25 protein-coding genes and 1 pseudogene are annotated in these 26,033 nt (G+C 71.3%); 10 read left to right on the top strand and 16 right to left on the bottom strand.

Annotation, left to right across the window (positions count from 1 at the left end):
• Positions 1-173: 173 nt before the first annotated feature.
• Positions 174-1,703, top strand: a complete 1,530-nt coding sequence (ppx, locus tag CR938_RS09360; protein WP_162124758.1) for an exopolyphosphatase — start codon at positions 174-176, stop codon at positions 1,701-1,703.
• 27 nt (positions 1,704-1,730) lie between these two features.
• Here ppx and CR938_RS09355 read toward each other — a convergent pair whose 3' ends face one another.
• From CR938_RS09355 to CR938_RS09330, 6 genes are all read right to left on the bottom strand, one after another.
• The gene (locus tag CR938_RS09355; protein WP_162124757.1) at positions 1,731-2,687 is read right to left on the bottom strand and encodes an aspartate carbamoyltransferase catalytic subunit; all 957 of its coding nucleotides are present in this window, start codon (positions 2,685-2,687) and stop codon (positions 1,731-1,733) included.
• Between the two features lie 61 nt (positions 2,688-2,748).
• Entirely contained in the window at positions 2,749-3,222 is a 474-nt protein-coding gene (gene ruvX, locus CR938_RS09350; RefSeq protein WP_162124756.1) for a Holliday junction resolvase RuvX, read from the bottom strand.
• The gene (locus CR938_RS09345; RefSeq protein WP_162124755.1) at positions 3,215-3,781 is read right to left on the bottom strand and encodes a YqgE/AlgH family protein; all 567 of its coding nucleotides are present in this window, start codon (positions 3,779-3,781) and stop codon (positions 3,215-3,217) included. Before CR938_RS09345 ends, ruvX begins: the two co-directional genes overlap by 8 nt.
• Positions 3,782-3,849: 68 nt before the next feature.
• Positions 3,850-4,566 (bottom strand): YitT family protein, encoded by a 717-nt coding sequence (locus CR938_RS09340; RefSeq protein ID WP_162124754.1) that lies wholly within the window; start codon positions 4,564-4,566, stop codon positions 3,850-3,852.
• A gap of 94 nt (positions 4,567-4,660) precedes the next feature.
• Complete coding sequence (locus CR938_RS09335; RefSeq protein WP_162124753.1) at positions 4,661-5,791, bottom strand: PilT/PilU family type 4a pilus ATPase; 1,131 nt, start codon at positions 5,789-5,791, stop codon at positions 4,661-4,663.
• Positions 5,792-5,840: 49 nt separating this feature from the next.
• Positions 5,841-6,878 carry a type IV pilus twitching motility protein PilT gene (locus CR938_RS09330; protein WP_162124752.1) on the bottom strand — a complete coding sequence of 346 codons (1,038 nt, stop codon included), beginning with the start codon at positions 6,876-6,878 and terminating at the stop codon, positions 5,841-5,843.
• Positions 6,879-6,986: 108 nt separating this feature from the next.
• Between CR938_RS09330 and CR938_RS09325 the strand changes: the two genes are divergently transcribed.
• The 4 genes from CR938_RS09325 (at position 6,987) to CR938_RS09310 (ending at position 9,629) form a co-directional block, all read left to right on the top strand.
• Positions 6,987-7,691, top strand: a complete 705-nt coding sequence (locus CR938_RS09325; RefSeq protein ID WP_162124751.1) for a YggS family pyridoxal phosphate-dependent enzyme — start codon at positions 6,987-6,989, stop codon at positions 7,689-7,691.
• A gap of 26 nt (positions 7,692-7,717) precedes the next feature.
• Positions 7,718-8,554 (top strand): pyrroline-5-carboxylate reductase, encoded by an 837-nt coding sequence (gene proC / locus CR938_RS09320; RefSeq protein WP_162124750.1) that lies wholly within the window; start codon positions 7,718-7,720, stop codon positions 8,552-8,554.
• Positions 8,551-9,012 carry a DUF4426 domain-containing protein gene (locus CR938_RS09315; RefSeq protein ID WP_162124749.1) on the top strand — a complete coding sequence of 154 codons (462 nt, stop codon included), beginning with the start codon at positions 8,551-8,553 and terminating at the stop codon, positions 9,010-9,012. The genes proC and CR938_RS09315 overlap by 4 nt, the downstream gene beginning before the upstream one ends.
• 200 nt (positions 9,013-9,212) lie before the next feature.
• A complete protein-coding gene (locus CR938_RS09310) occupies positions 9,213-9,629 on the top strand; it encodes a hypothetical protein (RefSeq protein WP_162124748.1) in 417 nt (138 codons plus the stop codon).
• Between the two features lie 49 nt (positions 9,630-9,678).
• Here CR938_RS09310 and CR938_RS09305 read toward each other — a convergent pair whose 3' ends face one another.
• The 9 genes from CR938_RS09305 to CR938_RS09265 form a co-directional block, all read right to left on the bottom strand.
• The gene (locus CR938_RS09305; protein WP_162124747.1) at positions 9,679-10,539 is read right to left on the bottom strand and encodes a pirin family protein; all 861 of its coding nucleotides are present in this window, start codon (positions 10,537-10,539) and stop codon (positions 9,679-9,681) included.
• Positions 10,540-10,678: 139 nt separating this feature from the next.
• A complete protein-coding gene (locus tag CR938_RS09300; RefSeq protein WP_162124746.1) occupies positions 10,679-11,524 on the bottom strand; it encodes an ABC transporter permease subunit in 846 nt (281 codons plus the stop codon).
• Positions 11,521-12,432: an ABC transporter permease subunit gene (locus tag CR938_RS09295; protein ID WP_162124745.1), complete on the bottom strand. Its 912-nt coding sequence runs from the start codon at positions 12,430-12,432 to the stop codon at positions 11,521-11,523. Before CR938_RS09295 ends, CR938_RS09300 begins: the two co-directional genes overlap by 4 nt.
• Entirely contained in the window at positions 12,429-13,565 is a 1,137-nt protein-coding gene (locus tag CR938_RS09290; protein ID WP_162124744.1) for an ABC transporter ATP-binding protein, read from the bottom strand. The genes CR938_RS09295 and CR938_RS09290 overlap by 4 nt, the downstream gene beginning before the upstream one ends.
• A gap of 55 nt (positions 13,566-13,620) precedes the next feature.
• Entirely contained in the window at positions 13,621-14,754 is a 1,134-nt protein-coding gene (locus CR938_RS09285; RefSeq protein WP_162124743.1) for a polyamine ABC transporter substrate-binding protein, read from the bottom strand.
• A 177-nt stretch (positions 14,755-14,931) separates the two neighbouring features.
• On the bottom strand, positions 14,932-16,053 hold the full coding sequence (locus tag CR938_RS09280) for a polyamine ABC transporter substrate-binding protein (RefSeq protein ID WP_162124742.1): 1,122 nt from the start codon (positions 16,051-16,053) through the stop codon (positions 14,932-14,934).
• A 53-nt stretch (positions 16,054-16,106) separates the two neighbouring features.
• A complete protein-coding gene (locus tag CR938_RS09275) occupies positions 16,107-17,462 on the bottom strand; it encodes an aspartate aminotransferase family protein (protein WP_162124741.1) in 1,356 nt (451 codons plus the stop codon).
• A 48-nt stretch (positions 17,463-17,510) separates the two neighbouring features.
• On the bottom strand, positions 17,511-18,920 hold the full coding sequence (locus CR938_RS09270) for a glutamine synthetase family protein (protein ID WP_162124740.1): 1,410 nt from the start codon (positions 18,918-18,920) through the stop codon (positions 17,511-17,513).
• A complete protein-coding gene (locus CR938_RS09265) occupies positions 18,917-19,693 on the bottom strand; it encodes a gamma-glutamyl-gamma-aminobutyrate hydrolase family protein (protein ID WP_162124739.1) in 777 nt (258 codons plus the stop codon). Before CR938_RS09265 ends, CR938_RS09270 begins: the two co-directional genes overlap by 4 nt.
• A 177-nt stretch (positions 19,694-19,870) precedes the next feature.
• On the opposite strand from CR938_RS09265, the gene CR938_RS09260 reads away from it, so the two are divergent.
• From CR938_RS09260 to CR938_RS09240, 5 genes are all read left to right on the top strand, one after another.
• On the top strand, positions 19,871-21,256 hold the full coding sequence (locus CR938_RS09260; RefSeq protein WP_162124738.1) for a glutamine synthetase family protein: 1,386 nt from the start codon (positions 19,871-19,873) through the stop codon (positions 21,254-21,256).
• Positions 21,253-22,533 carry an NAD(P)/FAD-dependent oxidoreductase gene (locus CR938_RS09255; protein ID WP_162124737.1) on the top strand — a complete coding sequence of 427 codons (1,281 nt, stop codon included), beginning with the start codon at positions 21,253-21,255 and terminating at the stop codon, positions 22,531-22,533. Before CR938_RS09260 ends, CR938_RS09255 begins: the two co-directional genes overlap by 4 nt.
• Positions 22,534-22,612: 79 nt before the next feature.
• Positions 22,613-23,947, top strand: a complete 1,335-nt coding sequence (locus tag CR938_RS09250; RefSeq protein WP_162124759.1) for a diguanylate cyclase — start codon at positions 22,613-22,615, stop codon at positions 23,945-23,947.
• Between the two features lie 118 nt (positions 23,948-24,065).
• Complete coding sequence (locus CR938_RS09245) at positions 24,066-24,476, top strand: bacteriohemerythrin (protein ID WP_425502431.1); 411 nt, start codon at positions 24,066-24,068, stop codon at positions 24,474-24,476.
• 86 nt (positions 24,477-24,562) lie between these two features.
• Positions 24,563-25,024, top strand: coding sequence for a bacteriohemerythrin (locus tag CR938_RS09240; protein WP_162124735.1), 462 nt, complete (start codon positions 24,563-24,565; stop codon positions 25,022-25,024).
• Positions 25,025-25,063: 39 nt separating this feature from the next.
• Here CR938_RS09240 and CR938_RS09235 read toward each other — a convergent pair.
• Positions 25,064-25,897, bottom strand: a pseudogene (locus CR938_RS09235) (MFS transporter); the annotation flags it as partial.
• Positions 25,898-26,033 lie beyond the last annotated feature (136 nt).

The following is a 26,033-nucleotide window of genomic DNA, read 5'->3' as shown; positions in this document are numbered from 1 at the left end:
TGCGTCCGTAAGGCGGGGAAACCCGCCAAAAACCGCCCTGCACGGGCGAAATCCGGCTCGAAAGCGACGCCAGGCCGGCGCCACGATGCCGCAATCCGGGCGGCAGAGCGGGTTGTTCAGACCTTCCCTAGCGGACCGGCGCGGCAAGCCCCGCCCATCCGCTAAGATGCGCCATGCCCGAGCAGACCCGGAACCATACGCAACCCCAGGACGGCGACGCGCTGGCCGCGATCGACCTGGGTTCCAACAGCTTCCACATGGTCCTGGCCCAGCGCACGCTGGGCCAGCTGCGCGTGGTCGACCGCCTGCGCGAGACCGTGCGCCTGGCCGACGGCCTGGACGACAACGGCGGCCTGTCCGCGGAGGCGCAGCAGCGCGCGCTCGAGTGCCTGGCCCGCTTCGGCCAGCGCCTGCGCGGCGTGCCGCGGCTGAGCGTGCGCGCCCTGGCCACCAACACCGTGCGCCAGCTGCGCGATCCGCGCGCTTTCCTCGGCCCGGCCGAGGCGGCCCTGGGCCATCCCATCGAGGTGGTGTCCGGCCGCGAGGAGGCGCGCCTGATCTACCTGGGCGTGGCCCACGCGCAGCCGCCCAAGCCCGGCCACCTGCGGCTGGTGATCGACATCGGCGGCGGCTCGACCGAGTTCATCATCGGCCGCGGCTTCGAGCCGATCGAGCGCGAGAGCGTGCAGGCCGGCTGCATCGCGAGCACCCGCCGCTTCTTCCCCGGCGGCAAGCTGTCGAAGAAGGAATGGCAGGCGGCGCTGACCGAGATCACCGCCGAGCTGCAGCACTTCGCCGGCCGCTACCGCGCCCTGGGCTGGCAGGAGGCGCTGGGCTCCTCCGGCACGCACAAGTCCATCGGCGAGATCTGCGCGGCGATGAAGTTGACCAAGGGCGCGATCACCGCCGAGGCGCTGCCCAGGGTGCGCGAGGCGCTGCTGCGCGCCGGCCGCATCGACGACATCGAACTGCCCGGCCTGTCGGCCGAGCGCCGCCCGATCATCGCCGGCGGCATCCTGGTCCTGGAGGCGGCCTTCCAGGCCCTGGGCCTGGAGAAGCTGCTGGTGAGCAAGGCCGCCATGCGCGAGGGCATCCTCTACGACATGCTCGGCCGCGGCGGCGCGGACGACCCGCGCGACGCCTCGGTGCAGGCGTTGATGGCCCGCTACGGCATCGACGAGCGCCAGGCCGCGCGGGTGGAGGCCACCGCCGCGCGCATGTTCGCCCAGGTGGCGCAGGCCTGGCATCTGGACGACGACGACGCGCGCATGCTCGGCTGGGCGGCGCGGCTGCACGAGCTGGGCCTGGCCATCGCCCACAGCGGCTACCACACCCACGGTGCCTACGTGCTGGAGCACTCCGACATCGCCGGCTTCTCGCGCCAGGAGCAGCAGGTGCTGGCGGCGCTGGTGCGCACCCACCGCCGCCGCGTGCCCAAGCGCGCCTTCGACACCCTGCCCGACCGTCTGCTGCTGCCGACCCGGCGCAAGGCCGCGCTGCTGCGCCTGGCGGTGCTGCTGCACCGCTCCCACGACGACGATCCGATCCCGACCCTGGCCCTGGAGGCCGAGGACGACCGGCTGCGGCTCCGGCTCAACCGGGAATGGCTGCGCTCGCGGCCGCTGCTGCGCGCGGACCTGCTCGGCGAGCCGGAGGACATGGCCGGCCTGGGCATCCGCTTCGACCCGGGCCTGGACTGCTGAGCGCCGCCCCCACGGCGGTACCCCGGCTCAGCCCAGCAGGTGTTCCAGCACCGCCATGCGCACCGCCACGCCGTTGGCGACCTGGCGCAGCACCCACGACTGCGGGCCGTCGGCCACCTCGTCGGTCATCTCCACGCCACGGTTGATCGGGCCGGGGTGCAGCACCGCCGCGTCCGGCGCGGCGCGGCGCAGGCGCTGCGTGGTCAGGCCGTAACGGGCGTGGTAGGCCTCCAGCGAGGGCACCAGCCCCTCCTCCATGCGCTCGCGCTGCAGGCGCAGCATCATCACCGCGTCCACGCCCTCCAGCATCGCGTCCAGGTCGTGGCCGACGATGCAACCGGCGGTGACCTCGTCCCCCGGCAGCAGCTCGGCCGGACCGCACACGCGGATCTCGCCCGCGCCCAGGGTGCGCAGGGCGTGCAGGTCCGAGCGTGCCACGCGCGAGTGCTTCACGTCGCCGACGATCAGCACCTTCAGCTTCGAGAAGTCCGCGCCCTTGGCCTGGCGCAGGGTCAGCATGTCCAGCAGGCCCTGGGTGGGATGGGCGTTGCGGCCGTCGCCGGCGTTGACCAGCGCGGTGCCCTCGCCCGCCTCGGCGGCCAGCGCCGCCACCGCCCCGTCGTCCGGGTGGCGCACGATGAAGCCGCGCACGCCCATCGCCTCCAGGTTCTTGAGGGTGTCGCGCGCGGTCTCGCCCTTGCGGGTGGAGGAGGTGGAGGCGTCGAAGTTGAGCACGTCCGCGCCCAGACGCATGGCCGCCAGCTGGAACGAGCTGCGGGTCCGGGTGGACGGCTCGAAGAACAGGGTGCACACCGCGGTGCCGGCCAGCACCTCGCGGCGGCTCACCCGCCCGACCGCGGCGTCGCGGATCTGGCCGGCGCGGTCGAGCAGGTGCAGCAGCGTCTGGCGCGGCACGCCTTCCAGGGTCAGCAGGTGGCGCAGGCGGCCATCGGGATGGAACTGGGCGGTCTGGGCGGTGGTCATGGGCGTCGTGGCTTTCGTGCGGGGTGGCGCGTGGCTCGGATGGAAGGGAAACGGGGGGCGTTCACGCCGGAGTGGCGTCCTCCGGCGCTTCCAGCCAGCGCTCGATGATCAACGCCGCGGCGACCGCGTCCAGCACCTCGGCATCGCGGCGGCGGCGGCTGCCGGCGGCGCGCTCGCGGGCGAAGCGCTGCGCGGCCTCGATCGAGCTGGCGCGCTCGTCCACCATCCCCCCCGGCCGCCCGTAGCGGGCGCGCAGCTCGCGGGCGAAGGCGCGTGCGCGGCGGCGGATCGGCTGGTCGCCGCCGTCCAGGGTCATCGGGTCACCCACCCCCAGGCCGCGCGGGCGCCACTCGGCGTGCAGGCGGTCGATCGCCTGCCAGTCCGGGCCCCCTGCGTGCACGTCCACCATCGCCACCGCGCGCGCGCCGCCCAGGGCGCTGCCCACGGCCACGCCGATGCGGCGGGTGCCGACGTCGAAGCCCAGCACGATGGCATCGGGCGGAGGGTGGGAGGCGGGCGCGGCCGGCTCAGACATGGCCGCTGTAGTCGGTCATCCGGAACAGGTCCACGCCGATGCGCCCGGCCGCGGCCTGCCAGCGGCGCTCCAGCGGCAGGTCGAACAGCAGCTCGGCGTCGGCCGGTACGGTCAGCCAGGTGTTCTCGCCCAGCTCGGCCTCCAGCTGGCCCTCTCCCCACCCGGCGCAGCCCAGCGCCACCAGCGCGTGCGCCGGCCCCTCGCCGGCGGCCATGGCCTCGAGGATGTCGCGCGAGGTGGTCAGGCACAGGTCCTGGTTGACCTGCAGGCTGGAATCCCAGCGCGGGGCGCCGTCGTGGATCACGAAGCCGCGCTCGCGGTGCACCGGCCCGCCGTTGAGCACGGCCTGCGCGCACAGCGCCGGATCGGCGCCCTCGATGCCCATCTGCGCCAGCACCTGGCCCAGGGTGTACTCGGAGGCGCGGTTGACCACCACGCCCATGGCGCCGCCCTCGTCGTGCTGGCAGACCAGGGCCACGGTCCGGGCGAAGCTCGGATCGGCCAGCGCCGGCAGCGCGATCAGGAGCTGGCCGGCCAGGGTGTCGGGGCTGGAAGACATGCGGGCATTCTAGCCTCGCGGCGGCGCCTGCGGCTTCACCGCGCCGGCGCCCGGCGCACTGGCGGGCCTCAGACGCCCATGTAGCGGTTGGGCCGGTGGTTGAACATCAGCACCAGGCTCAGCACCACCGCGCCGGCGGCCGAGTACAGGACCTTGTCCGGACTGAGCACCAGGAAAGCCACGGCCATCAGCACCGCATCGAAGGCCAGCTGCACCTTGCCGGCGCTCCAGCCGCGCTCGCGCTGCAGGTACACGGCCAGGATGCCCAGGCCGCCGAGGCTGGCGCGGTGGCGGATGAAGAACAGGATGCCCAGGCCGCACAGTGCGCCGCCCACCAGCGCCGAGAACAGCGTGTCCACCCGCGCGTAGTCCAGCCAGCGCGGCAGCAGGTCGGTGGCCAGGCCGACCGCGCCCACCGCCACGAAGGTCTTGAGGGTGAACTCCCAGCCCATGCGCCGCACCGCGATCCAGTAGAACGGCAGGTTGGACAGCACGAACACCAGGCCGAAGTTCCAGCCGAAGGCGTAGTGCAGCAGCAGGGACAGGCCGGCCATGCCGCCGATCATCACTCCGCCCTCGGCGAACAGGGACATGCCCAGGGCCGCGACCAGGGTCGCCAGGACCATGCCCTGCACGTCCTCGGCCACGGTGTGGTGGAAGGTGCGGTCGTCGGCCGGGGTGCCGGCCGAGTCCGGCGGCGGGGTCAACGGACCGGCGGTGACGACGGTGCCGTCCCCGGGCAGAGGATCCTGCCCGGGCCGGAGGTCCGGTTCGGTGAAGCTCATGGGGGGAGCAGGCGGAACGCGTGGGGGCGCGTATTAGACACCAGCCCCCGCCCGCCGTGCATCCGGGAACACCCGGCCGCGCGCGGCGCGGCCCTCAGCGGGTCTCGGCGATCTCCACGCCGTCCAGGCCCTGGGCCAGGGTGCGGGCATCGCCACCCTGGGACAGCTTGATGCGCAGGCGCACCTCGTTCTGCGAGTCGGCGTAGCGCAGCGCGTCCTCGTAGGAGATCTCGCCGGCCTGGTACAGCTCGAACAGGCTCTGGTCGAAGGTCTTCATGCCCAGGTTGGTCGACTCCTTCATGACCTCCTTGAGCTTGTGGATCTCGCCGTCGCGGATGTAGTCCTGCACCAGCGGCGTGCCCAGCAGGATCTCCAGGGCCACGCGCCGGCCCTTGCCGTCCGGGGTCGGCACCAGCTGCTGGGCCACGATCGCCTTCAGGTTCAGCGACAGGTCCATCAGCAGCTGCTGGCGGCGGTCCTCCGGGAAGAAGTTGATGATGCGGTCCAGCGCCTGGTTGGCGTTGTTGGCGTGCAGGGTGCACAGCACCAGATGGCCGGTCTCGGCGAAGGCGATCGCGTGGTCCATGCCCTCGCGGGTGCGCACCTCGCCGATCATGATCACGTCCGGGGCCTGGCGCAGGGTGTTCTTCAGCGCCGCCTCCCAGCTGTCGGTGTCGATGCCGACCTCGCGCTGGGTGATGATGCAGCCCTCGTGCTTGTGCACGAACTCGATCGGGTCCTCGATGGTGATGATGTGGCCGGTCGAGTTCTGGTTGCGGTAGCCGATCATCGCCGCCAGCGAGGTCGACTTGCCGGTGCCGGTGGCGCCGACGAAGATGATGATGCCGCGCTTGGTCATCGCCAGCGTCTTGATGATCGGCGGCAGGTTCAGCTCCTCGACCGTCGGGATCCGGGTCTCGATCCGGCGCAGGACCATGCCGACCTGGTTGCGCTGGTAGAAGGCCGACACGCGGAAGCGGCCCACGCCCGCCACGCCGATGGCGAAGTTGCACTCGTGGGTCTTCTCGAACTCCTCGCGCTGGGCCGGCGTCATCACGTTGAGCACCAGATCCCGGCTCTGCTGCGGCGTCAGCGGCGTCTGCGTGATCGGCGTGATCTTGCCGTGGACCTTCATCGCCGGGGGCATGCCCGCGGTGATGAACAGGTCCGACGCCTTCTGGTGCGCCATCAGCTTGAGGAAGGAGGTGAAGTCGATGGTGCTCATTGGAGGCTCCCTGGCCTTGGCCGGCCGTTATCCGGCCGTTATCCGGCCATCATTCGAACAGCCGCTTGTCCTTGGCGTACTCCCTGGCCTGCTGGCGGGTCACCAGGCCACGCTTGACCAGGTCCTGCAGGTGCTGGTCGAGGGTCATCATGCCGTACTGCTGGCCGGTCTGGATGGCCGAGTACATCTGCGCGACCTTGTCCTCGCGGATCAGGTTGCGGATGGCCGGGGTGCCGACCATGATCTCCCAGGCCGCGGTGCGGCCGCCGCCGACCTTCTTCAGCAGCGCCTGCGAGATCACCGCACGCAGCGATTCGGACAGCATCGAGCGCACCATCGGCTTCTCGCCGGCGGGGAACACGTCGATGATGCGGTCGATGGTCTTGGCCGCCGAGCTGGTGTGCAGGGTGCCGAACACCAAGTGGCCGGTCTCCGCGGCGGTCAGCGCCAGGCGGATGGTCTCCAGGTCGCGCATTTCGCCGACCAGGATGTAGTCCGGGTCCTCGCGCAGCGCCGAGCGCAGCGCCTCGTTGAAGCCGTGCGTGTCGCGGTGCACCTCGCGCTGGTTGATCAGGCACTTCTGCGAGGTGTGGACGAACTCGATCGGGTCCTCGACGGTGAGGATGTGCCCGTACTCGTTCTTGTTGATGTGGTCGATCATCGCCGCCAGCGTGGTCGACTTGCCCGAGCCGGTCGGGCCGGTGACCAGGATCAGGCCCTGCGGCTGCTGGATCAGCTCGCGGAAGATCGGCGGGCAGCCGAGGTCCTCCAGGGTCAGGACCTCGGAGGGAATGGTGCGGAACACCGCCGCCGCGCCGCGGTTCTGGTTGAACGCGTTGACACGGAAGCGGGCCAGCGACGGGATCTCGAAGGAGAAGTCGACTTCGAGGAACTCCTCGTAGTCGCGGCGCTGCTTGTCCGACATGATGTCGTACACCAGCGCATGCACCTGCTTGTGGTCCAGTGCCGGGATGTTGATCCGGCGGACGTCGCCGTCCACGCGGATCATGGGGGGAAGGCCTGCCGACAGGTGCAGGTCCGAAGCCTTGTTCTTGACCGAGAAGGCCAGCAGTTCGGCGATGTCCATCTGGTGATTTCCCCTGAGTGCCCGGCGGAGCAGGCTGGTACGGATAGGCCCCCTGGCGGCAGTATAGCGCCCCGGACGCCACCGCCAATCCTGCCCGATCCGACCGCCGTGACCACCCCCACCGCCCCCGCCGAACGCCTGCACCAGGTTCTGGAACGCATCCGCGCGGCCGCCGCCGCGGCCGGCCGCGAGCCGCCAGCGCTGCTGGCCGTGTCCAAGATGCAGCCCACCGAGGCGGTGGCCGCCCTGGCCGCGGCCGGCCAGGCCGCCTTCGGCGAGAACTATGTGCAGGAGGGCATGGCCAAGCGCGCCGCGCTGGAGGCCACCCTGCCCGGCCTGGAATGGCACCTGGTCGGCCACCTGCAGTCCAACAAGGCCGCCCAGGCGGCGCGCACCTTCGACTGGGTGCACAGCGTGGACCGCCCCTCCGTCGTCACCGCCCTGGCCAGACACCGCGACCCGGCACGCCCGCTCAACGTGCTGCTGCAGGTCAACGTGGAGCACGAGGCCGGCAAGTCCGGCTGCGCGCCGGAGGCGGTGGAGGCCCTGGCCGCGCAGGTGGCCGCCGAGCCGGCGCTGGTGCTGCGCGGGTTGATGTCCATCCCGGTGCCGCACCCGGACCCGGAGCAGCGGCGCCCGGCCTTCCGCCGGATGAAGGCGCTGTTCGACGGGCTGGCCGCGCGCTACCGGACCGTGGACACCCTGTCCATGGGCATGAGCGACGATTTCCCCGTGGCCATCGCCGAGGGCGCCACCCTGGTGCGCATCGGCACCGCACTGTTCGGCCCGCGCCCGCCGCGCCAGTCCGGCTAGCCGTCCCGCAACCCGAGGAGCCGCGCATGTCCATCCCGCCGTCCAACCCGTCCCTTGGCCGCATCGCCTTCCTCGGCGGCGGCAACATGGCACGCAGCCTGATCGGTGGCCTGGCCGCCCGCGGCCTGGACATGTCCCGGGTGCAGGTGGCCGAACCGGTGGAGGCGCTGCGCCGGGCACTGGAGGCCGACTTCGGTGTGCGCACCTTCGCGCGCGCCGGGGACGCCGTGGCCGGCGCCGACCTGTGGCTGCTGGCGGTCAAGCCGCAGGTGATGCGGCAGCTGTGCGAGCCGCTGGCCGCGCAGGCCCAGGCGGCGCGGCCGCTGGTGGTGTCCATCGCCGCCGGCATCCCGGTGGCGCGGATCCAGCAGTGGCTGGGCGGCGGCCTGCCGGTGGTGCGCTGCATGCCCAACACCCCCGCCCTGCTCGGCGCCGGTGTGACCGGCCTGTACGCCGATCCGGCGGTGGACGCGGCCCAGCGCGCCCGCGCCCAGGCGCTGCTGGACGCGGCCGGGCACACCGTGTGGGTGGCCGAGGAGCGGCTGATGGACGCGGTCACCGCCGTCTCCGGCAGCGGCCCGGCCTACGTGTTCCTGCTGGCCGAGGCCATGCAGGCCGCGGCCGAGGCCGAGGGCCTGCCGGCGGAGGACGCGCGCACGCTGGTGGTGCAGACCCTGCTGGGCGCCGGCCGCATGCTGGCCGAGAGCGCCGAACCGGCGGCCGAGCTGCGCCGCCGGGTCACCTCCCCCGGGGGCACCACCCAGGCCGCGATCGAGACCTTCCAGCGCGGCGGCTTCCAGGAGCTGGTCGCCGCCGCCGTGCATGCCGCGCGGGTGCGCGGCGAGGAACTGGCCCGCGCATGAGCACGCCCGTCCGCCTGTCCGCCCTCGTCCTGCTGGCCGCCCTGGCCGGCTGCGGCGGCCCCGCCCCGCAGGCCGCGCAGTTCGTCCCGCCCGAGCCCGGCGTGGCCGAGCTGGAAGGCCCGCTGCTGGCCCGTTATACCCTGGTGCCCACCCTGGCCCTGGACGCGGCCATGGCCCGCCGCTACGGCATCGCCCGCGAGGAAGGCAGTGCCATGCTGCTGGTGGCCCTGCGCCGTCCCGGCCCCGACGGCGAGGAGGCGGCCGAGGGCCAGGTCCAGGCCCGGGTGCGCGACCTGTCCGGGCGGGTACAGGAGGTGGTCCTGCGCCGGATCGACAGCGACGGCTATCACGACCACGTGGGCGTGGTGGCCGTCGCCCCGCGCGACGAGCTGCGGGTCGAGGTCCAGGTCCAGGCGGACGGCCGCCGCCAGCGGTTCGGATTCCAGCGCCGCTTCTGAGTGGCGTTGCTCCGCCGGGCGGATGCCGTTATGGTCCCCGGGCGGGAGCAGTGCCGCCTCGCGCGGCGCCAGAGGGAACGCGCGGCCGGCGGCCGCGCCGGCGGCGATGGGGAGCGCCCGCCTGCCTTGGGGGAAGGCGCCTCCATGCCATTGGTCAGTCTTCAACCGGGCCCGCAACGGCCCGCGGAGGTGTCTGCACGATGAGCAAAGCCACGATCGCAACCTTCCTTCTGGCCCTGTTGCCGCTGGCCGCGTCCGCGCAACAGGCCTGTCCGCAGCTGCCGCCGGATTCGGGGCTGCAGTGGGACGTCCAGCCCGGCAACGGCTTCCGCGTCTGCCGCGCGGTCGATCCCGAGGGCCGCCAGGTCTTCGGCGTGATGCTGACCAGCAAGCCGACGCTCAACCCGCGGCGCCGCAACCGCGAGGAGGAGGCGGTGATCGCCGGCCGCGAGGTGCACTGGTACCGGCCCGAGGTGGCCACGGCCGCCGGCGGCGAGCGGCGCGTCACCGTGGTCGAGCTGGACGACGACTACTACGCCCAGATCTGGATCGACGCCCCGGACCGGCTGCAGTTGCGCCAGGCCATGAACGTGGCCGAGCACCTGGCCTTCCGCTGACGGGCACCGGCGGTGCGGCCGACGCACGGGCGCCGGCCGCACCGATCCTTCAGAAGCGGCCCTCCTGGTAGTCCACGAAGGCCTGCATCAGCTCCTGCCGGGTGTTCATCACGAACGGACCGTAGCGGGCCACCGGCTCGCGCAGCGGCCGCCCGCCGACCAGGATCAGGCGCGCGGGGCCGTCGCCGGCGTGCAGGCGCAGGCGCGGGCCGCCGCCCAGTACGCCCATCTCGTGCGCCTCCAGCACGCGGGCGTCGGCACCCTCGCCCACCGTGGCCGCACCCTCGTAGACGTAGGCGAAGGCGTTGTGGCCCTCCGGCAGCGCGTGCTCCCAGGCGGCGCCGGGCGCCAGCGCCACGTCCAGGTACAGCGGCTCGGTGGCCGGCTGGCGGATCGGCCCGGCGGTATCGCCGACCCGGCCGGCGATCACCTTCACCTCCACGCCCGGCGCCGGGCGCAGCTGCGGGATCCGGTCCGGGGCGAATTCCTGGTAGCGCGGCGCGGTCATCTTGTCCTTCGCCGGCAGGTTCACCCACAGCTGGAAGCCGCGCATGCGCCCGGACTCCTGCTCGGGCATCTCCGAGTGCACCAGGCCGCGCCCGGCGGTCATCCATTGCACGCTGCCGGGGGTGAGCAGGCCCTCGTGGCCGTGGTTGTCACGGTGGCGCATGCGGCCGTCGAGCATGTAGGTGACGGTCTCGAAGCCACGGTGCGGATGGTCCGGGAAGCCGGCGATGTAGTCCTCCGGCCGATCGGTGCCGAACTCGTCCAGCAGCAGGAACGGATCCAGGTCCGGCAGCTCGGGGCCGCCGATGACGCGGGTCAGGCGCACGCCGGCACCGTCGGAGGTGGCGTGGCCGCGCACCTTGCGCACGACACGGGCGGGACTGCGGGGATCGATGGCGCTCATGGGAACCTCGGAATCGGCGTGTGCGGCCAGCATGGGGGCGCGGACGGCCGGATGTAAGCGCCCGCGGCCGCCCGGACCGTTGCACACACGGAACGATTCACCGAATCCGCCACCAAACCAGGCCGTGACTGGAACGGAGCTAGCCGTTCTCCTGCATCGCCATCTGCATGTCGCGGCGGCGGCGCTTGTCGTCGCGGTACATCAGCCACCAGCCGACCACCGCGGCCAGCGACACGGCCATGATCAGCAGCGTGGCCAGGGCGTTGATCTTGGGGCTGATGCCCAGGCGCACCGAGGAGAACACCTTGATCGGCAGGGTCGTGGACTCCGGGCCGGCGACGAAGCTGGCGATGACCACGTCGTCCAGCGACAGGGTGAAGGCCAGCAGCCAGCCGGACACCAGCGCCGGGGCGATGATCGGCAGGGTGATCAGGAAGAACACCTTCAGCCGGTTGGCGCCCAGATCCATGGCCGCCTCCTCCAGCGACTTGTCCAGTTCCTGCAGGCGCGAGGACACCACCACGGTCACGAAGGACACGGTCAGGGTCACGTGCGCGATCCAGATGGCGACCATGCCCTTGGACGGGATGCCGAACATGGCGCCCACCGACACCAGCATCAGCAGGATGGACAGACCGATGATCACCTCCGGCATCACCAGCGGCGCGGTGATCAGCGCGCCGAACAGGGTCTTGCCGGGGAAGCGCCGGAAGCGGGTCATCACCATCGCGCCCAGGGTGCCGATCACGGTGGCCGCGGTGGCGGTCCAGAAGGCGATGCGCAGGCTCACCCAGGCCGCGTCCAGCATCTGCCGGTCGCGCATCAGCTCCCCGTACCACTTCACCGAGAAGCCGGCCCAGACCGTGGCCAGGCGCGAGGAATTGAACGAGTAGACCACCAGCAGAACGATGGGCAGGTACAGGAAGGCGAAGCCCGCCACCAGCACCGCCCAGCGCAGCAGGCGCATGCCCGGCCCGTCGTTCATGTCAGCCGGCCCTCCAGTTCCTTCTGCTGGTAGCGGTTGAAGACGAGGATCGGCACCACCAGCAGCAGCAGCATCACGATGGCCACCGCCGAGGCGGCCGGCCAGTCGCGGTTGTTGAAGAACTCGCCCCACAGCACCCGGCCGATCATCAGCGTGTCCGGGCCGCCCAGCATCTCCGGGATCACGAACTCGCCCACCGCCGGGATCATCACCAGCATGCAGCCGGCGATGATGCCCGAGCGCGACAGCGGCAGGGTGATGCGCAGGAACGCCTGCCAGGGCCGCGCGCCCAGGTCGTAGGCCGCCTCCAGCAGGCGGTGGTCGAGCTTGACCAGGTTGGCGTACAGCGGCAGCACCATGAATGGCAGGTAGCAGTAGACGATACCGATGTAGGCCGCCAGCGGGGTGTAGAGGATGCGCAGCGGCGCATCGATCACGCCCAGCCACATCAGGAAGCGGTTGAGCAGGCCGTTGGTGTCGAGGATGCCGATCCAGGCGTACACGCGGATCAGGAACGAGGTCCACGACGGCAGCACCACCGCCATCAGGGCGATGTTGCGCGCCGAGGGCGACATCCGCGCGATGAAATATGCCATCGGGTAGCCGATCAGCAGGCACAGCACCGTGGACACCGCGGCGATGCGGATCGAGCTGAGGTACGCCAGGCCGTACTGCGCGTCGCTGAACAGGGCCGTGTAGTTGCCCAGGTTCAGGCGCAGGTGCAGCGCGTTGTCGACGTACTCCAGGATCGGGGTGTACGGCGGCATGGCGATGGCCAGGTGCGAGAAGGAGATCTTCAGCACGATCAGGAACGGGATCGCGAAGAAGAGCACCAGCCACAGGAACGGGACCGCGATCACCAGCCAGCGGCCCGAGGGCAGCCACCTTTTCCAGGCCCCGGGCTTCATGAGGTCAGCACCACGCCGTCGTTGTCGCGCCACCACAGCCAGACCTCGTCGCCCCAGGTCAGGGCCTCGCTGGCCCAGCGCTGCTGGTTGGTGAAGTTGGCCATCAGCTTGAAGCCGCTGGGCAGGCGCACGTGGTAGACCGAGTGGCTGCCGAAGTAGGCGATGTCCTCGATCACACCACGGGCCTTGTTGTACGGCTGCTCCGGCTCGGCCTTGCCGATGCCCAGCTTCTCCGGGCGCAGGGCGAAGGACACCTCCTGGCCGGTGAAGCCGGTGATGCCATGGCCGACGTAGATCGGCGCCTCGAAGGCCCCGGTGCGCAGGGTCACGTAGTCCGGCTCGTCCTCGTCGATCACCGCGTCGATCAGGTTGACCGAGCCGATGAACTCGGCGGCGAAGCGGTTGGCCGGCTGCTCGTAGATCTCGTCGGGCTTGCCGACCTGCTGGATCCAGCCCTGGTCCATCAGCGCGATGCGGGTGGCCATGGTCATGGCCTCCTCCTGGTCGTGGGTGACCATCACGCAGGTCACCCCGGAGGACTCGATGATGTTGACCAGCTCCAGCTGCATGTGCGAGCGCAGCTTCTTGTCCAGCGCGCCCATCGGCTCGTCCAGCAGCAGCAGCTTGGGGCCCTTGGCCAGCGAGCGGGCCAGGGCCACGCGCTGCTGCTGGCCGCCGGAGAGCTGGTGCGGCTTGCGCTTGGCCAGCTTGCCCAGCTGCACCAGCTCCAGCATCTCCCCCACCCGCTTGCGGATGGCGTCCCTGGACAGCCCGTCCTGCTTCAGCCCGAAGGCGATGTTCTGCTCCACGGTCATGTGCGGGAACAGGGCGTAGGACTGGAACATCATGTTGATCGGCCGCTCGTAGGGCGGCAGGTCGTTCATCAGTTCCCCGTCCAGGATGATCCGGCCCCTGGTGGGCCGCTCGAACCCGGCCAGGCAGCGCAGCAGGGTGGACTTGCCGCTGCCGGAGCCGCCCAGCAGGGCGAAGATCTCGCCCCTGCGGATGTCCAGGGTGACGTCGTCCACGGCCACGAAGCCGTCGAACTCCTTGCGCAGGCCCTCGATGCGCAGGTAGCGGTCGTTGCCGTCTCCGGCCGGTGGGGGATTCGCGCGCTCGTTGCTCGCCGCCATGGGTTCTCCGCAGTGAAAACGGCCGGACCGCCCCGCGGTCCGGCCCGCATCCTCCCTAGTGCCCGGTCTTCAGCTCGGTCCAGAGCCGGGTGTACTGCCGGTCCACCTCCGGAGGGACGATCGCCAGGGTGAACAGCTTGGCGGCCACCTCCGGGGGCGGGTAGATCGTCGGATCGTTGCGGATGGCCTCGTCCACCAGCGGCAGCGCGGACGCCACCGGGTTGGGAAAGCTCACATGGTTGGTGTTGGCCGCCGCCACGTCCGGACGCAACAGGTAGTCGATGAAGGCGTAGGCATTGTCGACGTTCCGGGCGTCCTTGGGAATGGCCAGCATGTCCACGAACAGCGGGGCGCCCTCCCGCGGGATCGAGTAGGCCACGTTGACCCCGTTGCCGGCCTCTCGGGCCCGGTCGCGGGCCTGCAGCACGTCGCCGGACCAGCCCAGGGCCAGGCAGACGCTGCCGTTGGCCAGGGCGTCGATGTACTGGGAGGAGTGGAAGGTGCGCACGTAGGGGCGGATGGCCTTGAGCACCTCGCCGGCCTTGCGGATCACCGCCGGGTCCTGGCTGTTGGGGTCCTCGCCCAGGTAGTTGAGGACGATCGGCACCACCTCGGAGGGGGTGTCCAGCATCATCACCCCGCAGTCCTTCAGCCGGCTGACGTTCTCCGGCTTGAACAGCAGGTCCCAGGTGCCGGTGATGGCGGTGTCGCCGAAGGCCTCGGCCACCTTGTCCACGTTGTAGCCCAGGCCGGTGGTGCCCCACAGGTAGGGGACGCCGTAGCGGTTGTCGGGGTCCTGGACGGCGATGCGCCGCATCAGCTCCGGGTCCAGGTTGGCGTAGTTCTCCAGCCGGGCCCTGTCCAGCGGCTGGAACACGCCGGCCTGGATCTGCCGGCCGAGGAACTGCAGGGAGGGCACCACCACGTCGAAGCCGGTGGAGCCGGCCAGCAGCTTGGCCTCCAGCACCTCGTTGCTGTCGAACACCGCGTAGTTGACCCGGATCCCGGTCTGGCGCTCGAACCCCGGGACGATGTCCTCGGCGATGTAGTCGGACCAGTTGTAGACGTGGAGCTCCCCTGCTCCGCCGTCCTGGCCGCCCCCGCCTTCCTGCGCGTCCCTGCCACCGCACCCGCCCAGCGCCAGCACCGCCAGCGCCAGCCCCCCCAACCTCGGATTCCACGTCGCCATCGTACGCTTCCCCCTTCGTTCGCCCCGCGGGCTGTCAGGTTGTCATGGCCCCGCCTGCCGGCGGGCCCTGGTCGTGCCGCTTCCCTCCCCTGGTGCCGCGCTGCCGCCGTGCCGGCGGCATCCCTCTCCCCCTGGTGCGCGGCGCCGGCCGCGTGGGCCGGCGCCACCGTGGCCGGCTCAGCGGCCGGTCTTGATCTCGGTCCAGAGCCGCGTGTAGAGCTTGTCGGTCTCCGGCGAGTTGACCGCGTAGGTGAACATCTTGGCCGCGACCTCCTCCGACGGGTAGATGGTCGGATCGTTACGGATCTCCTCGTCCACCAGCGGGGTGGCCGCCTTCACCGGGTTGGCGTACTGGATGTAGTTGGTGTTGTTGGCCGCCACCTGCGGGTCGAGCAGGTAGTTGATGAAGGCGTGGGCGTTGTCCGGGTGCCTGGCATCGGCCGGGATGGCCAGCATGTCGAACCACTGCGGCGCGCCCTCCTTCGGGATGGAGTAGGCCACCTTGACGCCGTTGCCGGCCTCCTCGGCGCGGTCGCGGGCCTGGATGATGTCGCCCGACCAGCCCACCGCCAGGCAGGTGCTGCCGTTGGCCAGCGAGGTCACGTACTGGCTGGAGTGGAAGTTCTGCACGTACGGACGGATGGTCTTGAGCAGGTCGGCGGCCTTCTGCAGGGTGGCCGGGTCGCTGCTGTGCGGGTCCTCGCCCAGGTAGTGCAGCGCGATCGGGATCATGTCCGCCGGGGTGTCCAGCAGGGTCACGCCGCAATCCTTGAGCTTGCTGATGTTCTCGACCTTGAAGACGATGTCCCAGCTGCTGGCGACCTCGGTGGAGCCGAAGATCTCGGTGATCCTGTCCACGTTGTAGCCGATGCCGGTGGTGCCCATCATGTACGGCACGCCGTACTTGTTGCCCGGGTCCTGGATGGCGATGCGCTCCATGATGGCCGGGTCCACGTTGGCCAGGTTCGGGATCTTGGACTTGTCCAGCGGCATGAACACGCCGGCCTGGATCTGCCGGCCGAAGAAGTTCAGGGTCGGCACCACCACGTCGTAGCCGCTGGAGCCGGCCAGCAGCTTGGTCTCCAGGATCTCGTCGCTGTCGTAGACGTCGTAGGTCACCCGGATCCCGGTCTGCTTCTCGAAGTTCGGGATGGTGTCCTCGGCGATGTAGTCCGAGTAGTTGTAGACATTGAGCACCTTCTCCTCGCCGCCGGCGTCGGCGGAGGCCGCTTCCCGGTCGCCGCCGCAGGCGGCCAGCAGGGTTCCGGCGATGCACAGGGTCAACAGGTGCAGCTTCATGTCGGGTCCTCGGAGGGGGTGGATGGATGCGGCGCAGGGTACCGCCGCCGGGGTCATTTGCCCAGCTCGGCGGCGGTCTCGTTGAGCGTCTTCCAGGCCTTCTCGAACAGCTCGTCCACCTGCCCGGGGGTGATCACCAGCGGCGGGGACAGCAGCATGGTGTCCCAGGTGGCCCGCAGGATCAGGCCGTTGCGCAGGGCGATGTCCCGGCACAGGGCGCCGACCCGGCCACGGTCGGGGAAGAAGCTCCGGCGTGGCTTGTCCGGGACCAGCTCCAGGGCCCCCACCAGGCCGGCGATGCGGGCCTGGCCGACCAGGCGGTGCTCGCCCAGCTCGGCCCAGCGTCGGGCCAGGTACGGGGCGATCTCCTCGCGGGCGCGCTCGACGATGCGCTCCTCCTCCATGATCCGCAGGTTCTCCAGGGCCACCGCCGCGCACACCGGGTGCCCGGAATAGGTGGCCCCGTGGGCCAGCTCGCCGCCGGCCTCCCTGAGCACCCGCGCCACCCGGTCGCTGAACAGGGCCGCGCCCAGCGGGATGTAGCCGGAGGTGATGCCCTTGGCCACCGGCATCACGTCCGGCTGGAAGCCGAAGTACTGGCTGCCGAACCACTGCCCGGTGCGGCCGAAGCCGCAGATCACCTCGTCGGCCACCAGCAGCACGTCGTACTTGCGGCAGATCCGCTCCACCTCGGGCCAGTAGGTCCGCGGCGGGATGTACACGCCGATGGCCCCCATGATCGGCTCGCCGATGAAGGCCGCCACCCTGTCCGGCCCCAGTTCCAGGATCCTGTCCTCCAGCCGGCGCGCGGCCAGCAGGCCGTACTCGTCCTCGTCCATGTCGCCGCCGTCGCCGAACCAGTACGGCGGGTCGATGTGGTGGATGTCCGGGATCGGCAGCCCGCCCTGCCCGTGCATGGCCTTCATGCCGCCCAGGCTGGCGCCTGCCACGGTGGTGCCGTGGTAGCCGTTGTGGCGGGCGATGAAGGCCTTCTTCTCCGGCTTGCCCTGCACCGCCCAGAAGTGGCGGACCAGGCGGAAGATGGTGTCGTTGGCCTCCGAGCCGGAGTTGACGAAGAAGGCGTGGTTGATGTCCCCCGGCGCCAGCTCGGCCAGCTTGGCGGCCAGGCGGATGGTCGGCTCGGTGGTGCACTGGAAGAAGCTGTTGTAGTAGGCCAGCTGCTCCATCTGCCGGGCTGCCGCCTCGGCCAGCTCGCGGCGGCCGTAGCCGATGTTCACGCACCACAGGCCGGCGAAGGCGTCCAGCAGCCTGTTGCCCTCCGCGTCCCAGACGTAGCAGCCCTCGCCGCGGGTCAGGATGCGGGTGCCACGCCTGGCCAGGGCGGCGTTGTCGTTGAACGGATGCAGGTGGTGGGCGGCGTCGAGCCGCTGCAGTTCCCGGATGTCCATACCGCTCGTTGGCTCCCCCTCTGGCTCCGCGCCGGACCGCCGGCGCCCTCAGACGTTCAGCAGCAGGAACTCGCGCTCCCACGAACTGATCACACGGAAGAAGGTCTCGTATTCCTTGCGCTTGACCGAGACGTAGGCGCGCACGAAGCGCGGCCCCAGCAGCTCGTGCAGCGCGCGGCAGCCCTCCAGCTCGTCCAGCGCCTCGCCCAGCGAGCGCGGCAGGGCGAAGCCGGCCTCCTGGGCGCTGCGGGTCATCGGCGGGGTCGGCTGCAGTTTCTCGCGGATGCCCAGCAGGCCGCAGGCCAGGGTCGCGGCCATGGCCAGGTACGGGTTGGCGTCCGAGCCGGCGAAGCGGCTCTCCACCCGGGTGTTCTCCGGCGTGTCCATCGGCACGCGCAGGCCGCAGGTGCGGTTGTCGTAGCCCCAATGCACGTTGATCGGCGAGACCTCGCCGAACATCAGCCGGCGGTAGGAATTGACGTTGGGCGCGAAGAACGCCATCGCCATCGGCACGTACTTCTGCAGGCCGCCCAGGTAATGCATGAACACCTGGCTGTGCTCGGTCGAGGAGCGGCCGGAGAACACGTTGCGGCCCTTGCGGTCCACCAGGCTCTGGTGGATGTGCATGGCGCTGCCGGGTTCGTTCTCCATCGGCTTGGCCAGGAAGGTGGCGTACACGCCGTGGCGCAGGGCCGCCTCGCGCATGGTCCGCTTGAACAGGAACACGTGGTCGGCGCGCGACATCGCGTCGGCATGGACGAAGTTGACCTCCAGCTGCGCGGCGCCGGACTCGTGGATCAGGGTGTCCACGTCCAGCTCCATGGCCTCGCAGTAGTCGTACATCAGGTCCAGGATCGGGTCGAACTCGTTGACCGCGTCGATCGAGTACGACTGCCGCGCCGTTTCCGGGCGGCCGGAGCGTCCGGCCGGCGGCAGCAGCGGGAAGTCCGGGTCGGTGTTCTTCTGCACCAGGAAGAATTCCAGCTCCGGCGCCACCACCGGCTGCAGCCCCACCGCCTCGTATTCGGCCAGCACCCGGCGCAGCACGTTGCGCGGGGCCAGTTCGTGCGGCCGGCCGTCCTTGGTGTAGCAGTCGTGGATGATCTGCGCGGTCGGGTCGGTGGCCCAGGGCACCATGCGCACGGTGGCCGGGTCCGGGCGCAGCAGCATGTCCGAGTCCGAGGGCGAGATCAGCTCGTCGTAGTCGTCCGGGTAGTCGCCGGTGACGGTGGTGGCGAAGATGCCTTCCGGCAGGCGGGTGCCGTAGTCGTGGGAGAACTTGTCGGCGGGGATGATCTTGCCGCGCGCATTGCCGGTGATGTCCGGCACCAGGCACTCGACCTCGGTGATGCGCCGCTCCTTGAGCCAGCGCCGCAGCGAGCTTTCCGGCGGATCCACGCTGGCGGTCCGGCGTCTGCGCGTCGGTGTACTTCGACTCATGCGTGCCTCCTGCGTCATGCGGCCCGTCCCGGCAGCGCGCGCCCGGCGCGCCGCGCCGCGTACTGGCGGCAGGCTTCGCCGAAGGCACGGAAAATGCCCAGGTAGAACGGGTTCTCTGTCACCCGCCATTCGGGATGCCACTGCACCCCCAGCAGGAAGCCGGGGCCCTCGCCGGCGAAGGCCTCCACCAGCCCGTCCGGGGCGGTGGCCTCCACCTTCAGCCCGGCGCCCAGCCGGTCCACGCCCTGGCCGTGCACCGAATTGACCCGCACCCGGGTACCGCCGGCGATGCGCGCCAGCAGGCCGCCGGGCACCAGCTCCAGGTCGTGCGCCGGCCCGTACTGCACCTCCAGCGGATCGTCCGGATCCTCGCGGTGGTCGGCCAGGCCGGGCACCTCGTGCACCTTCTGGTGCAGGGTGCCGCCGAAGGCCACGTTGACCTCCTGGAAGCCGCGGCAGATGGCCAGCACCGGCAGGCCCATCGCCACCGCCTGCGGCACCAGGCCCAGGGTGGTCGCGTCGCGCGCCGGGTCGTGCGGGTTGCCCTCCCAGCTCTGCTGGCCGTAATGGTGCGGCTCGATGTTGCTGGTGGCCCCGGTCAGCACCAGCCCGTCCAGCCGCGCCAGCCAGTCCTCGGCCGGCAGTGGCGGCACCAGGGTGGGCAGCAGCACGGGCGTGACCCCGGCGCCGTCCACCACGGCACGCACGTATTTCCCGCCCACGGCGAGGAAAGGGTGCTGGCCGAGCTGTTTGCAGTCGGTCGGCAGGCCGACGAGGGGCGGAAGGGCCATGCGTGGAACGTCCCGATGGCTTTCCGGCAACTTACTCCGGCCGTTTTATTTTTACAACACGAATACCCGCCCGATTCCCCACACCCGCACCATTCGGGCACCGGAAAACGGGGGCGTTGAGTATTCTTGACGGAAATGGGCTGTTAAGCTGCCCGGGACACCCTGCCGAGGCCCGCGATGAACCGCGTACCCGCCCCGTCCGCGCTGCCGCCCGAGGACCTGGAGACCCTGCGCGCCCTGCCCGGCCACGAGCAGGCCCACGTGGACCTGCTGCTGCCGGACACCAACGGCGTGCTGCGTGGCAAGCGGGTGGCGGCCCAGGCGCTGGAGAAGGTCTATGCCGGCGGAATTTGCCTGCCGATGTCGCTGGTGGCCGCCGACATCAACGGCAATACCGTGGAGGAAACCAGCCTGGGTTATGCCATCGGCGACGAGGACCGGATCTGCCGGCCCATCCCCGGCACCCTGCGCCCGGTGCCGTGGTCGCCGCGCCCGGCCCTGCAGCTGCTGCTGGCCATGGAGGACGGCGCCGGCGGCCTGTGGGCGGTGCATCCGCGCCAGGTGCTGGCCCGGGTGCTGGAGCGCTACCGCGCCCGCGGCCTGACCCCGGTGGTGGCGGTGGAGCTGGAGTTCTACCTGTTCGACCGCCTGCCCGGTCCCGACGGCCGCCCGCAGACCCTGCCCGATCCGGCCAGCGGCCAGCGCACCGCCAGCACGCAGGTCTATTCCATCGACGACCTGGACGCCAATGCCGCCTTCATCCAGGGCGTGGCCGGGGCCTGCCGTGCCCAGCGCATCCCCGCCGACACCGCGGTGGCCGAGTACGCGCCCGGCCAGTTCGAGATCAACCTGCACCACCGCGCCGACGCCATCGCCGCCTGCGACGACGCGGTGCTGCTCAAGCGCGTGGTCAAGGCCGTCGCCCGCCAGCAGGGCGCGCTGGCCAGCTTCATGGCCAAGCCGCTCACCGGCCAGGCCGGCAGCGGCCTGCACCTGCACGTGAGCCTGCTGGACGCGGACGGCCACAATGTGTTCGCCTGCACCCCGGAGCGGCCGGCCGACGCGCTGCGCCACGCCGTGGCCGGACTGCAGGCCAGCGCGCGCGACAACCTGCTGCTGTTCGCCCCGCACGCCAACAGCTACCGCCGCTTCGTGGCCAACGCCTTCGTCCCGCTCAACGACAGCTGGGGCTTCAACAACCGCACCGTGGCCATGCGCATCCCGCACAGCGACGCGGCCAACACCCGCATCGAGCACCGCATCGCCGGCGCCGACGCCAACCCCTACCTGGTCGCCGCGGCGGTGCTGGCCGGGATGCTGGACGGCATCGAGCGGCGCCTGGACCCGGGCCCGCCGGTGGCCGGCAACGCCTACGCGCAGTTCCCGGCGCAGCAGCCGTCCTGGCCCGGGGCGATCGAGGACTTCCTGGCCAGCGGCTTCGCCGCCGAGTGGTACGGCGAACAGTTCCGCCACGTCTACGGCCAGCAGAAGCGCCGCGAGATGCTCGACTTCCACGCCCAGGTCACCGACCTGGACTACGCCTGGTACCTGCGCACGGTATGAGCAGCAGGACGCACCCGGCGGGCTGGTACGCCGCCAGCGCCGCGCCCCTGCCGGAACAGCCGGTGCTGGAGGGCCGGACCGAGGCCGACGTGTGCATCCTCGGCGCCGGCTACACCGGCCTGAGCGCCGCCCTGGAGCTGGCCGGGGCCGGCTACCGGGTGGTGGTGCTGGAGGCCGAGCGCGTGGGCTGGGGGGCCTCCGGCCGCAACGGCGGCCAGGCCATCGTCGGCTACGCCTGCGAGATGGACACGCTCGAGGGCCTGCGGGGCCCGGACCAGGCGCGGGTGCTGTTCGCCCTCTCGCGCGAGGCCCTGGACCTGCTGCGCGCGCGCATCGCCCGCCACGCCATCGCCTGCGACTGGCAGGCCGGCCACGCCCACGTGCCGATCAGGCCGCGCCAGGAGCGCGCCCTGCGCGCCTACGTGGAGGAGATGGCCGGCCGCTACGGCTACCCGCTGGAATGGTGGGACCGCGCGCGCCTGCGCCAGGTGCTGGCCAGCGACCGCTACCTGGGCGCGGTGTACGACGCCAACAGCGGCCACCTGCACCCGCTGGAATACGCCTACGGACTGGCGCGCGCGGCGCTGGCCGCCGGCGTGCGCATCTACGAGGGTTCGCGGGTGACCGCGCTGGTGCACGGCCGCCGCCCGCGCCTGCGCACCGCCCGCGGCGAGGCGGAGGCCGATTTCGCCGTGCTGGCCGGCAACGCCTGGCTGCGCGGCATCGCCCCGGAACTGGAGTCGCGGGTGATGCCGGTGGGCACCTACATCGCCGCCACCGCGCCGCTGGGCGAGGCACGGGCCCGGGCGCTGATCGGCAACAACATGGCCGTGGCCGACGTGAACTGGGCGCTGGACTACTTCCGGCTGTCCCGCGACCACCGCCTGCTGTTCGGCGGCCGCGCCAGCTACTCCAGCCTGCCACCGCCCAACCTGCGCGGGGTGATGCGCCGGCGCATCCGCACCGTGTTCCCGCAGCTGGCCGACGTGCCGATCGAGTACCTGTGGGGCGGCTACGTGGACATCTCGCTCAACCGCGCCCCGCACTGGGGCCGGCTGGCGCCCAACGTGTACTTCGCCCAGGGTTTCTCCGGCCACGGCGTGGCCCTGACCGGCCTGGCCGGCCAGGTGATCGCCCAGGCCATCCGCGGCCAGGCCGAGCGCCTGGACCTGTTCGCCCGCATCCCGCACGCGCCCTTCCCCGGCGGCCGCCTGCTGCGCACGCCGCTGCTGGTGCTGGCCATGTCCTGGTACAAACTGCGCGACGCGCTGTGGTGACACTGTCCCCGGCGCAGGCCGGCCGCTAAAGTTCCCGGGCCGGCGGCCGTTACCGCCACGGAGCCTCACCTCCATGGCCATGTACGCTCCGCTGCCGCTGCCCCCGCCTTCCCCGCTGCCGCAGCGCGTCCTGCTGCTGGGGGACTCGCGCGCCTTCATGCAGGCCGTGGCCCAGGCCATCGAACAGAAGCTGTGCCTGCCGGTCACCCAGGCCGCCACCCTGGCCGAGGCCCGCGCCGCCCTGGAGCGCCACAACGACTGGTTCCTGGCCCTCACCGGCCTGGTGCTGGCCGACGGCGAGGGCGACAGGGTGGTGGACCTGTTCCTGCGCCGCGCCCTGCCCACCGTGGTGGTCAGCGGCGTCTACGACGAGGCCCTGCGCGAACGCCTGCTGGGCCGGCAGATCATCGACTTCGTGCTCAAGGACACGCCCGGCAGCCTGGACTACCTGGTCTGGCTGGTGCAGCGCCTGGAGCGCAACCGCCGCATCAGCGCGCTGGTGGTGGACGACTCTCCCACCGCGCGGGCGCAGGCCGGTGCGCTGCTGGAGATGTACGGCTACCGCGTGGTGACCGTACCGGACGGCGACCACGCCATGGCCGCGGTGGAATCCGACCCGACCATCCGCCTGGCCATCGTGGACCAGGAGATGCCCGGCATGCAGGGCATCGAGCTGACCCGGCGCCTGCGCGCGGTGCGCGCACGCGACCGCATGGCGGTGATCGGCGTGTCCGGGCGCGACGATCCGGCGCTGGTGGCCCGCTTCCTCAAGAACGGCGCCAACGACTTCCTGCGCAAGCCGTACTCGCGCGAGGAGTTCTTCTGCCGGGTGTCGCAGAACGTGGACCAGCTGGAGCTGATCGGCAGCCTGCAGGACCTGGCCACCCGCGACTACCTCACCGGCCTGCCCAACCGCCGCCACTTCCTCGACCAGGCCGAGCGCCAGGTGGCGCGCATGCGCGACCTGCGCCAGCCGCTGGCCATGGTCATGCTCGACCTGGACCACTTCAAGCGCATCAACGACACCTGGGGTCACGAGACCGGCGACCGCGCCCTGCGCGCGGTGGCCAACGCCCTGGCCGCGCACGCGCGGCCCCAGGACCTGGCCGCCCGCTTCGGCGGCGAGGAATTCTGCCTGCTGGTGGCCGGCCTGGACGACGCCGCCCTGGGCAGCCACCTGGAGGCGCTGCGGCGGCGCGTGGAGGCGCTGCGCATCCCGGTGGAGGACGGCGACCTGCGGGTGACGATCAGCATCGGCGCCTGCCAGGCCGGCACGGACGACAGCCTGCACCGCCTGCTGGCCGAGGCCGACCGCCGTCTCTCCCGGGCCAAGGCCGGCGGCCGCAACCGGGTGGTCGCCCAGGCCGGTCCCGCCGCCGCCCGCCAGGACGCCGGGGCCCTGGCCGTGCCCTGACTTGATCAGGATCAAAGCCGGCCCGCCGGCGCCTGCCTAGCCTCCGCCCATCCGCGCACCCAGGGGGGGAGGAAGGCATGGCGCACGCCATCGTCGGGCGGGACGAGCACGACCCGGCATCGCCGTCATCGACCAGCAGCACCGCCGCATCGTGGCGATGATCAACCGGCTCGCCGAGGGCACGCCCGAGCGGCTGGACGAGGTGTTCAGCGAACTGGTCGACTACACCCTCTCCCACTTCGCCTTCGAGGAGGAGCTGATGGCCGCGGCCGGCTATCCGCTCAGCGAGGCGCACAAGCGCGTGCACGAGATGTTCGCCCGCCGCGTGGCGCGCTACCAGGAACGCCACCGCGCCGGCGAGGACGTGATCGGCGAGCTGCGCGAGATGCTGGTGGTGTGGCTGTTCAACCACATCCGCAACGACGACAAGGCCTATGCGGAACTGGTGCGCCAGCACCTGGCACGGCTGACGCGCGAGCAGGAGGGCGGCAGCTGGATGAACCGCACGCTCAGGCGCCTGTTCGGCTGAGCCGTCCGGCGTTGTTGATCACGATCAAAGCACCGCCCGCGTCCCGGCCATACGCTGGGACCGGGTTCACAGGACAGGCTCGCACCATGGCCCTGCTGCTCTGGCAAGACGATCTCAACACCGGCATCGAGGTCATCGACGACCAGCACCGCCGGATCGTGCACATGATCAACCAGCTGCACCAGGCGCAGACCGGCTCCTCGGACCTGGTGGTGGGCGAGGTGCTCGACGAACTGGTCGACTACACCCTCTCCCACTTCGCCTTCGAGGAGGAGCTGATGGAGGAGGCCGGCTACCCGTTCAGCGCCGCGCACAGACGCGTGCACGAGGTGTTCACCAAGCGTGTGAACGAGTACCGCATGCGCTTCCAGGCGGGCGAGGACGTGGTGGACGAGCTCAAGGGCATGCTCTCGCGCTGGCTGTTCAACCACATCCGCAACGACGACAAGGCCTATTCCGAGCAGGTGCGCAGGCACCTTGACCAGTTCGCGCGCGTGCACCAGCAGGGCGGCTGGCTGGCGCGCACGCTCAAGCGGCTGTTCCGCTGAGGCCGGGCGCGGCGCGGCGCCAGTCGCCGCGCCCGGCCCTCAGTCCACCGGCTGGCGCGGCACCGCCAGCAGCGCCAGCAGGGTGAGCACCGCCATGCCGGCCAGGTACAGGCCCACCGCGCCGATGCCATGGCTGCCGGCCAGTCGGGTGGCGATGTACGGCGCCGGGGAGGCGCCCAGGATCCCGGCCAGGTTGAAGGCCAGCGAGGCACCGGTGTAGCGCACCGGCGTGGGGAACATCTCCGCCAGGATGGTGCCGCACGGTCCGTAGGTCAGGCCCATCAGGCCCAGCCCCAGGCACAGGAACAGCAGCACCTGCCAGGCGCTGCCGGCGGCGAACAGCGGCCGGAACAGCAGGCCGAACAGGATGATGCCCACGGTGGCCAGGATCATCGCCCGGCGCCGGCCGAAGCGGTCGGCGTACATCGCCGCCAGCGGGATGGTGGCGGCGAAGCACAGCACGCCCAGCATCTGCAGCAGCAGGAACTCCTGGCGGCCGTAGCCCAGGGCGCTGGTGCCCCAGCTCAGTGCGAACACCGTCATCAGGTAGAACAGGACGAAGGTGGCCATCAGCGCCAGGGTGCCGGCCACCAGCGTGCCCGGGTGCCGGCGTAGCACCGTGGCCATGGGCAGCCGCTCGCGCTCCTGCCGCTCTAGGGTGCGCCGGAAGGCCGGGGTCTCGGTGATGCGCAGGCGCACCCACAGCCCCAGCAGCACCAGCGCCGCGCTGGCCAGGAGGGGCACCCGCCAGCCCCAGCCCATGAACTGGCGCTCGTCCAGGAAGTGGGCCAGCGCCAGGAACACCGCGGTCGAGCACAGGAAGCCCAGCGGCGCGCCCAGCTGCGGGAACATGCCGTACCAGGCGCGCCGGCCGAAGCGGTCGGCGCCGGGCGATGATCCTGGCCACCGTGGGCATCATCCTGGTCGGCCTGCTGTTCCGGCCGCTGTTCGCCGCCGGCAGCGCCTGGCAGGTGCTGCTGTTCGCGTGCCTGGGGCTGGGCCCGAGGGG

The organism is Pseudoxanthomonas taiwanensis (genome assembly GCF_010093135.1).
Taxonomy (GTDB): Bacteria; Pseudomonadota; Gammaproteobacteria; order Xanthomonadales; family Xanthomonadaceae; genus Pseudoxanthomonas; species Pseudoxanthomonas taiwanensis.
The sequence above is the reverse complement of the archived record's forward strand: the minus strand, read 5'-3'. Positions and strand labels throughout refer to the sequence as shown.

Excerpts from the sequence above, each read along its gene's own strand:
- CR938_RS09275 (WP_162124741.1), bottom strand. The coding sequence starts at position 17,462 with ATGGACATCCGGGAACTGCAGCGGCTCGACGCCGCCCACCACCTGCAT.
- ppx (WP_162124758.1), top strand. The coding sequence starts at position 174 with ATGCCCGAGCAGACCCGGAACCATACGCAACCCCAGGACGGCGACGCG.
- CR938_RS09340 (WP_162124754.1), bottom strand. The coding sequence starts at position 4,566 with ATGAGCTTCACCGAACCGGACCTCCGGCCCGGGCAGGATCCTCTGCCC.
- CR938_RS09305 (WP_162124747.1), bottom strand. The coding sequence starts at position 10,539 with ATGAGCGCCATCGATCCCCGCAGTCCCGCCCGTGTCGTGCGCAAGGTG.
- proC (WP_162124750.1), top strand. The coding sequence starts at position 7,718 with ATGTCCATCCCGCCGTCCAACCCGTCCCTTGGCCGCATCGCCTTCCTC.
- CR938_RS09295 (WP_162124745.1), bottom strand. The coding sequence starts at position 12,432 with ATGAAGCCCGGGGCCTGGAAAAGGTGGCTGCCCTCGGGCCGCTGGCTG.
- CR938_RS09315 (WP_162124749.1), top strand. The coding sequence starts at position 8,551 with ATGAGCACGCCCGTCCGCCTGTCCGCCCTCGTCCTGCTGGCCGCCCTG.
- CR938_RS09330 (WP_162124752.1), bottom strand. The coding sequence starts at position 6,878 with ATGGACATCGCCGAACTGCTGGCCTTCTCGGTCAAGAACAAGGCTTCG.
- CR938_RS09285 (WP_162124743.1), bottom strand. The coding sequence starts at position 14,754 with ATGGCGACGTGGAATCCGAGGTTGGGGGGGCTGGCGCTGGCGGTGCTG.
- CR938_RS09355 (WP_162124757.1), bottom strand. The coding sequence starts at position 2,687 with ATGACCACCGCCCAGACCGCCCAGTTCCATCCCGATGGCCGCCTGCGC.
- CR938_RS09280 (WP_162124742.1), bottom strand. The coding sequence starts at position 16,053 with ATGAAGCTGCACCTGTTGACCCTGTGCATCGCCGGAACCCTGCTGGCC.
- CR938_RS09255 (WP_162124737.1), top strand. The coding sequence starts at position 21,253 with ATGAGCAGCAGGACGCACCCGGCGGGCTGGTACGCCGCCAGCGCCGCG.
- ruvX (WP_162124756.1), bottom strand. The coding sequence starts at position 3,222 with ATGTCTGAGCCGGCCGCGCCCGCCTCCCACCCTCCGCCCGATGCCATC.
- CR938_RS09260 (WP_162124738.1), top strand. The coding sequence starts at position 19,871 with ATGAACCGCGTACCCGCCCCGTCCGCGCTGCCGCCCGAGGACCTGGAG.
- CR938_RS09250 (WP_162124759.1), top strand. The coding sequence starts at position 22,613 with ATGTACGCTCCGCTGCCGCTGCCCCCGCCTTCCCCGCTGCCGCAGCGC.
- CR938_RS09265 (WP_162124739.1), bottom strand. The coding sequence starts at position 19,693 with ATGGCCCTTCCGCCCCTCGTCGGCCTGCCGACCGACTGCAAACAGCTC.
- CR938_RS09335 (WP_162124753.1), bottom strand. The coding sequence starts at position 5,791 with ATGAGCACCATCGACTTCACCTCCTTCCTCAAGCTGATGGCGCACCAG.
- CR938_RS09240 (WP_162124735.1), top strand. The coding sequence starts at position 24,563 with ATGGCCCTGCTGCTCTGGCAAGACGATCTCAACACCGGCATCGAGGTC.
- CR938_RS09300 (WP_162124746.1), bottom strand. The coding sequence starts at position 11,524 with ATGAACGACGGGCCGGGCATGCGCCTGCTGCGCTGGGCGGTGCTGGTG.
- CR938_RS09290 (WP_162124744.1), bottom strand. The coding sequence starts at position 13,565 with ATGGCGGCGAGCAACGAGCGCGCGAATCCCCCACCGGCCGGAGACGGC.
- CR938_RS09345 (WP_162124755.1), bottom strand. The coding sequence starts at position 3,781 with ATGTCTTCCAGCCCCGACACCCTGGCCGGCCAGCTCCTGATCGCGCTG.
- CR938_RS09310 (WP_162124748.1), top strand. The coding sequence starts at position 9,213 with ATGAGCAAAGCCACGATCGCAACCTTCCTTCTGGCCCTGTTGCCGCTG.
- CR938_RS09270 (WP_162124740.1), bottom strand. The coding sequence starts at position 18,920 with ATGACGCAGGAGGCACGCATGAGTCGAAGTACACCGACGCGCAGACGC.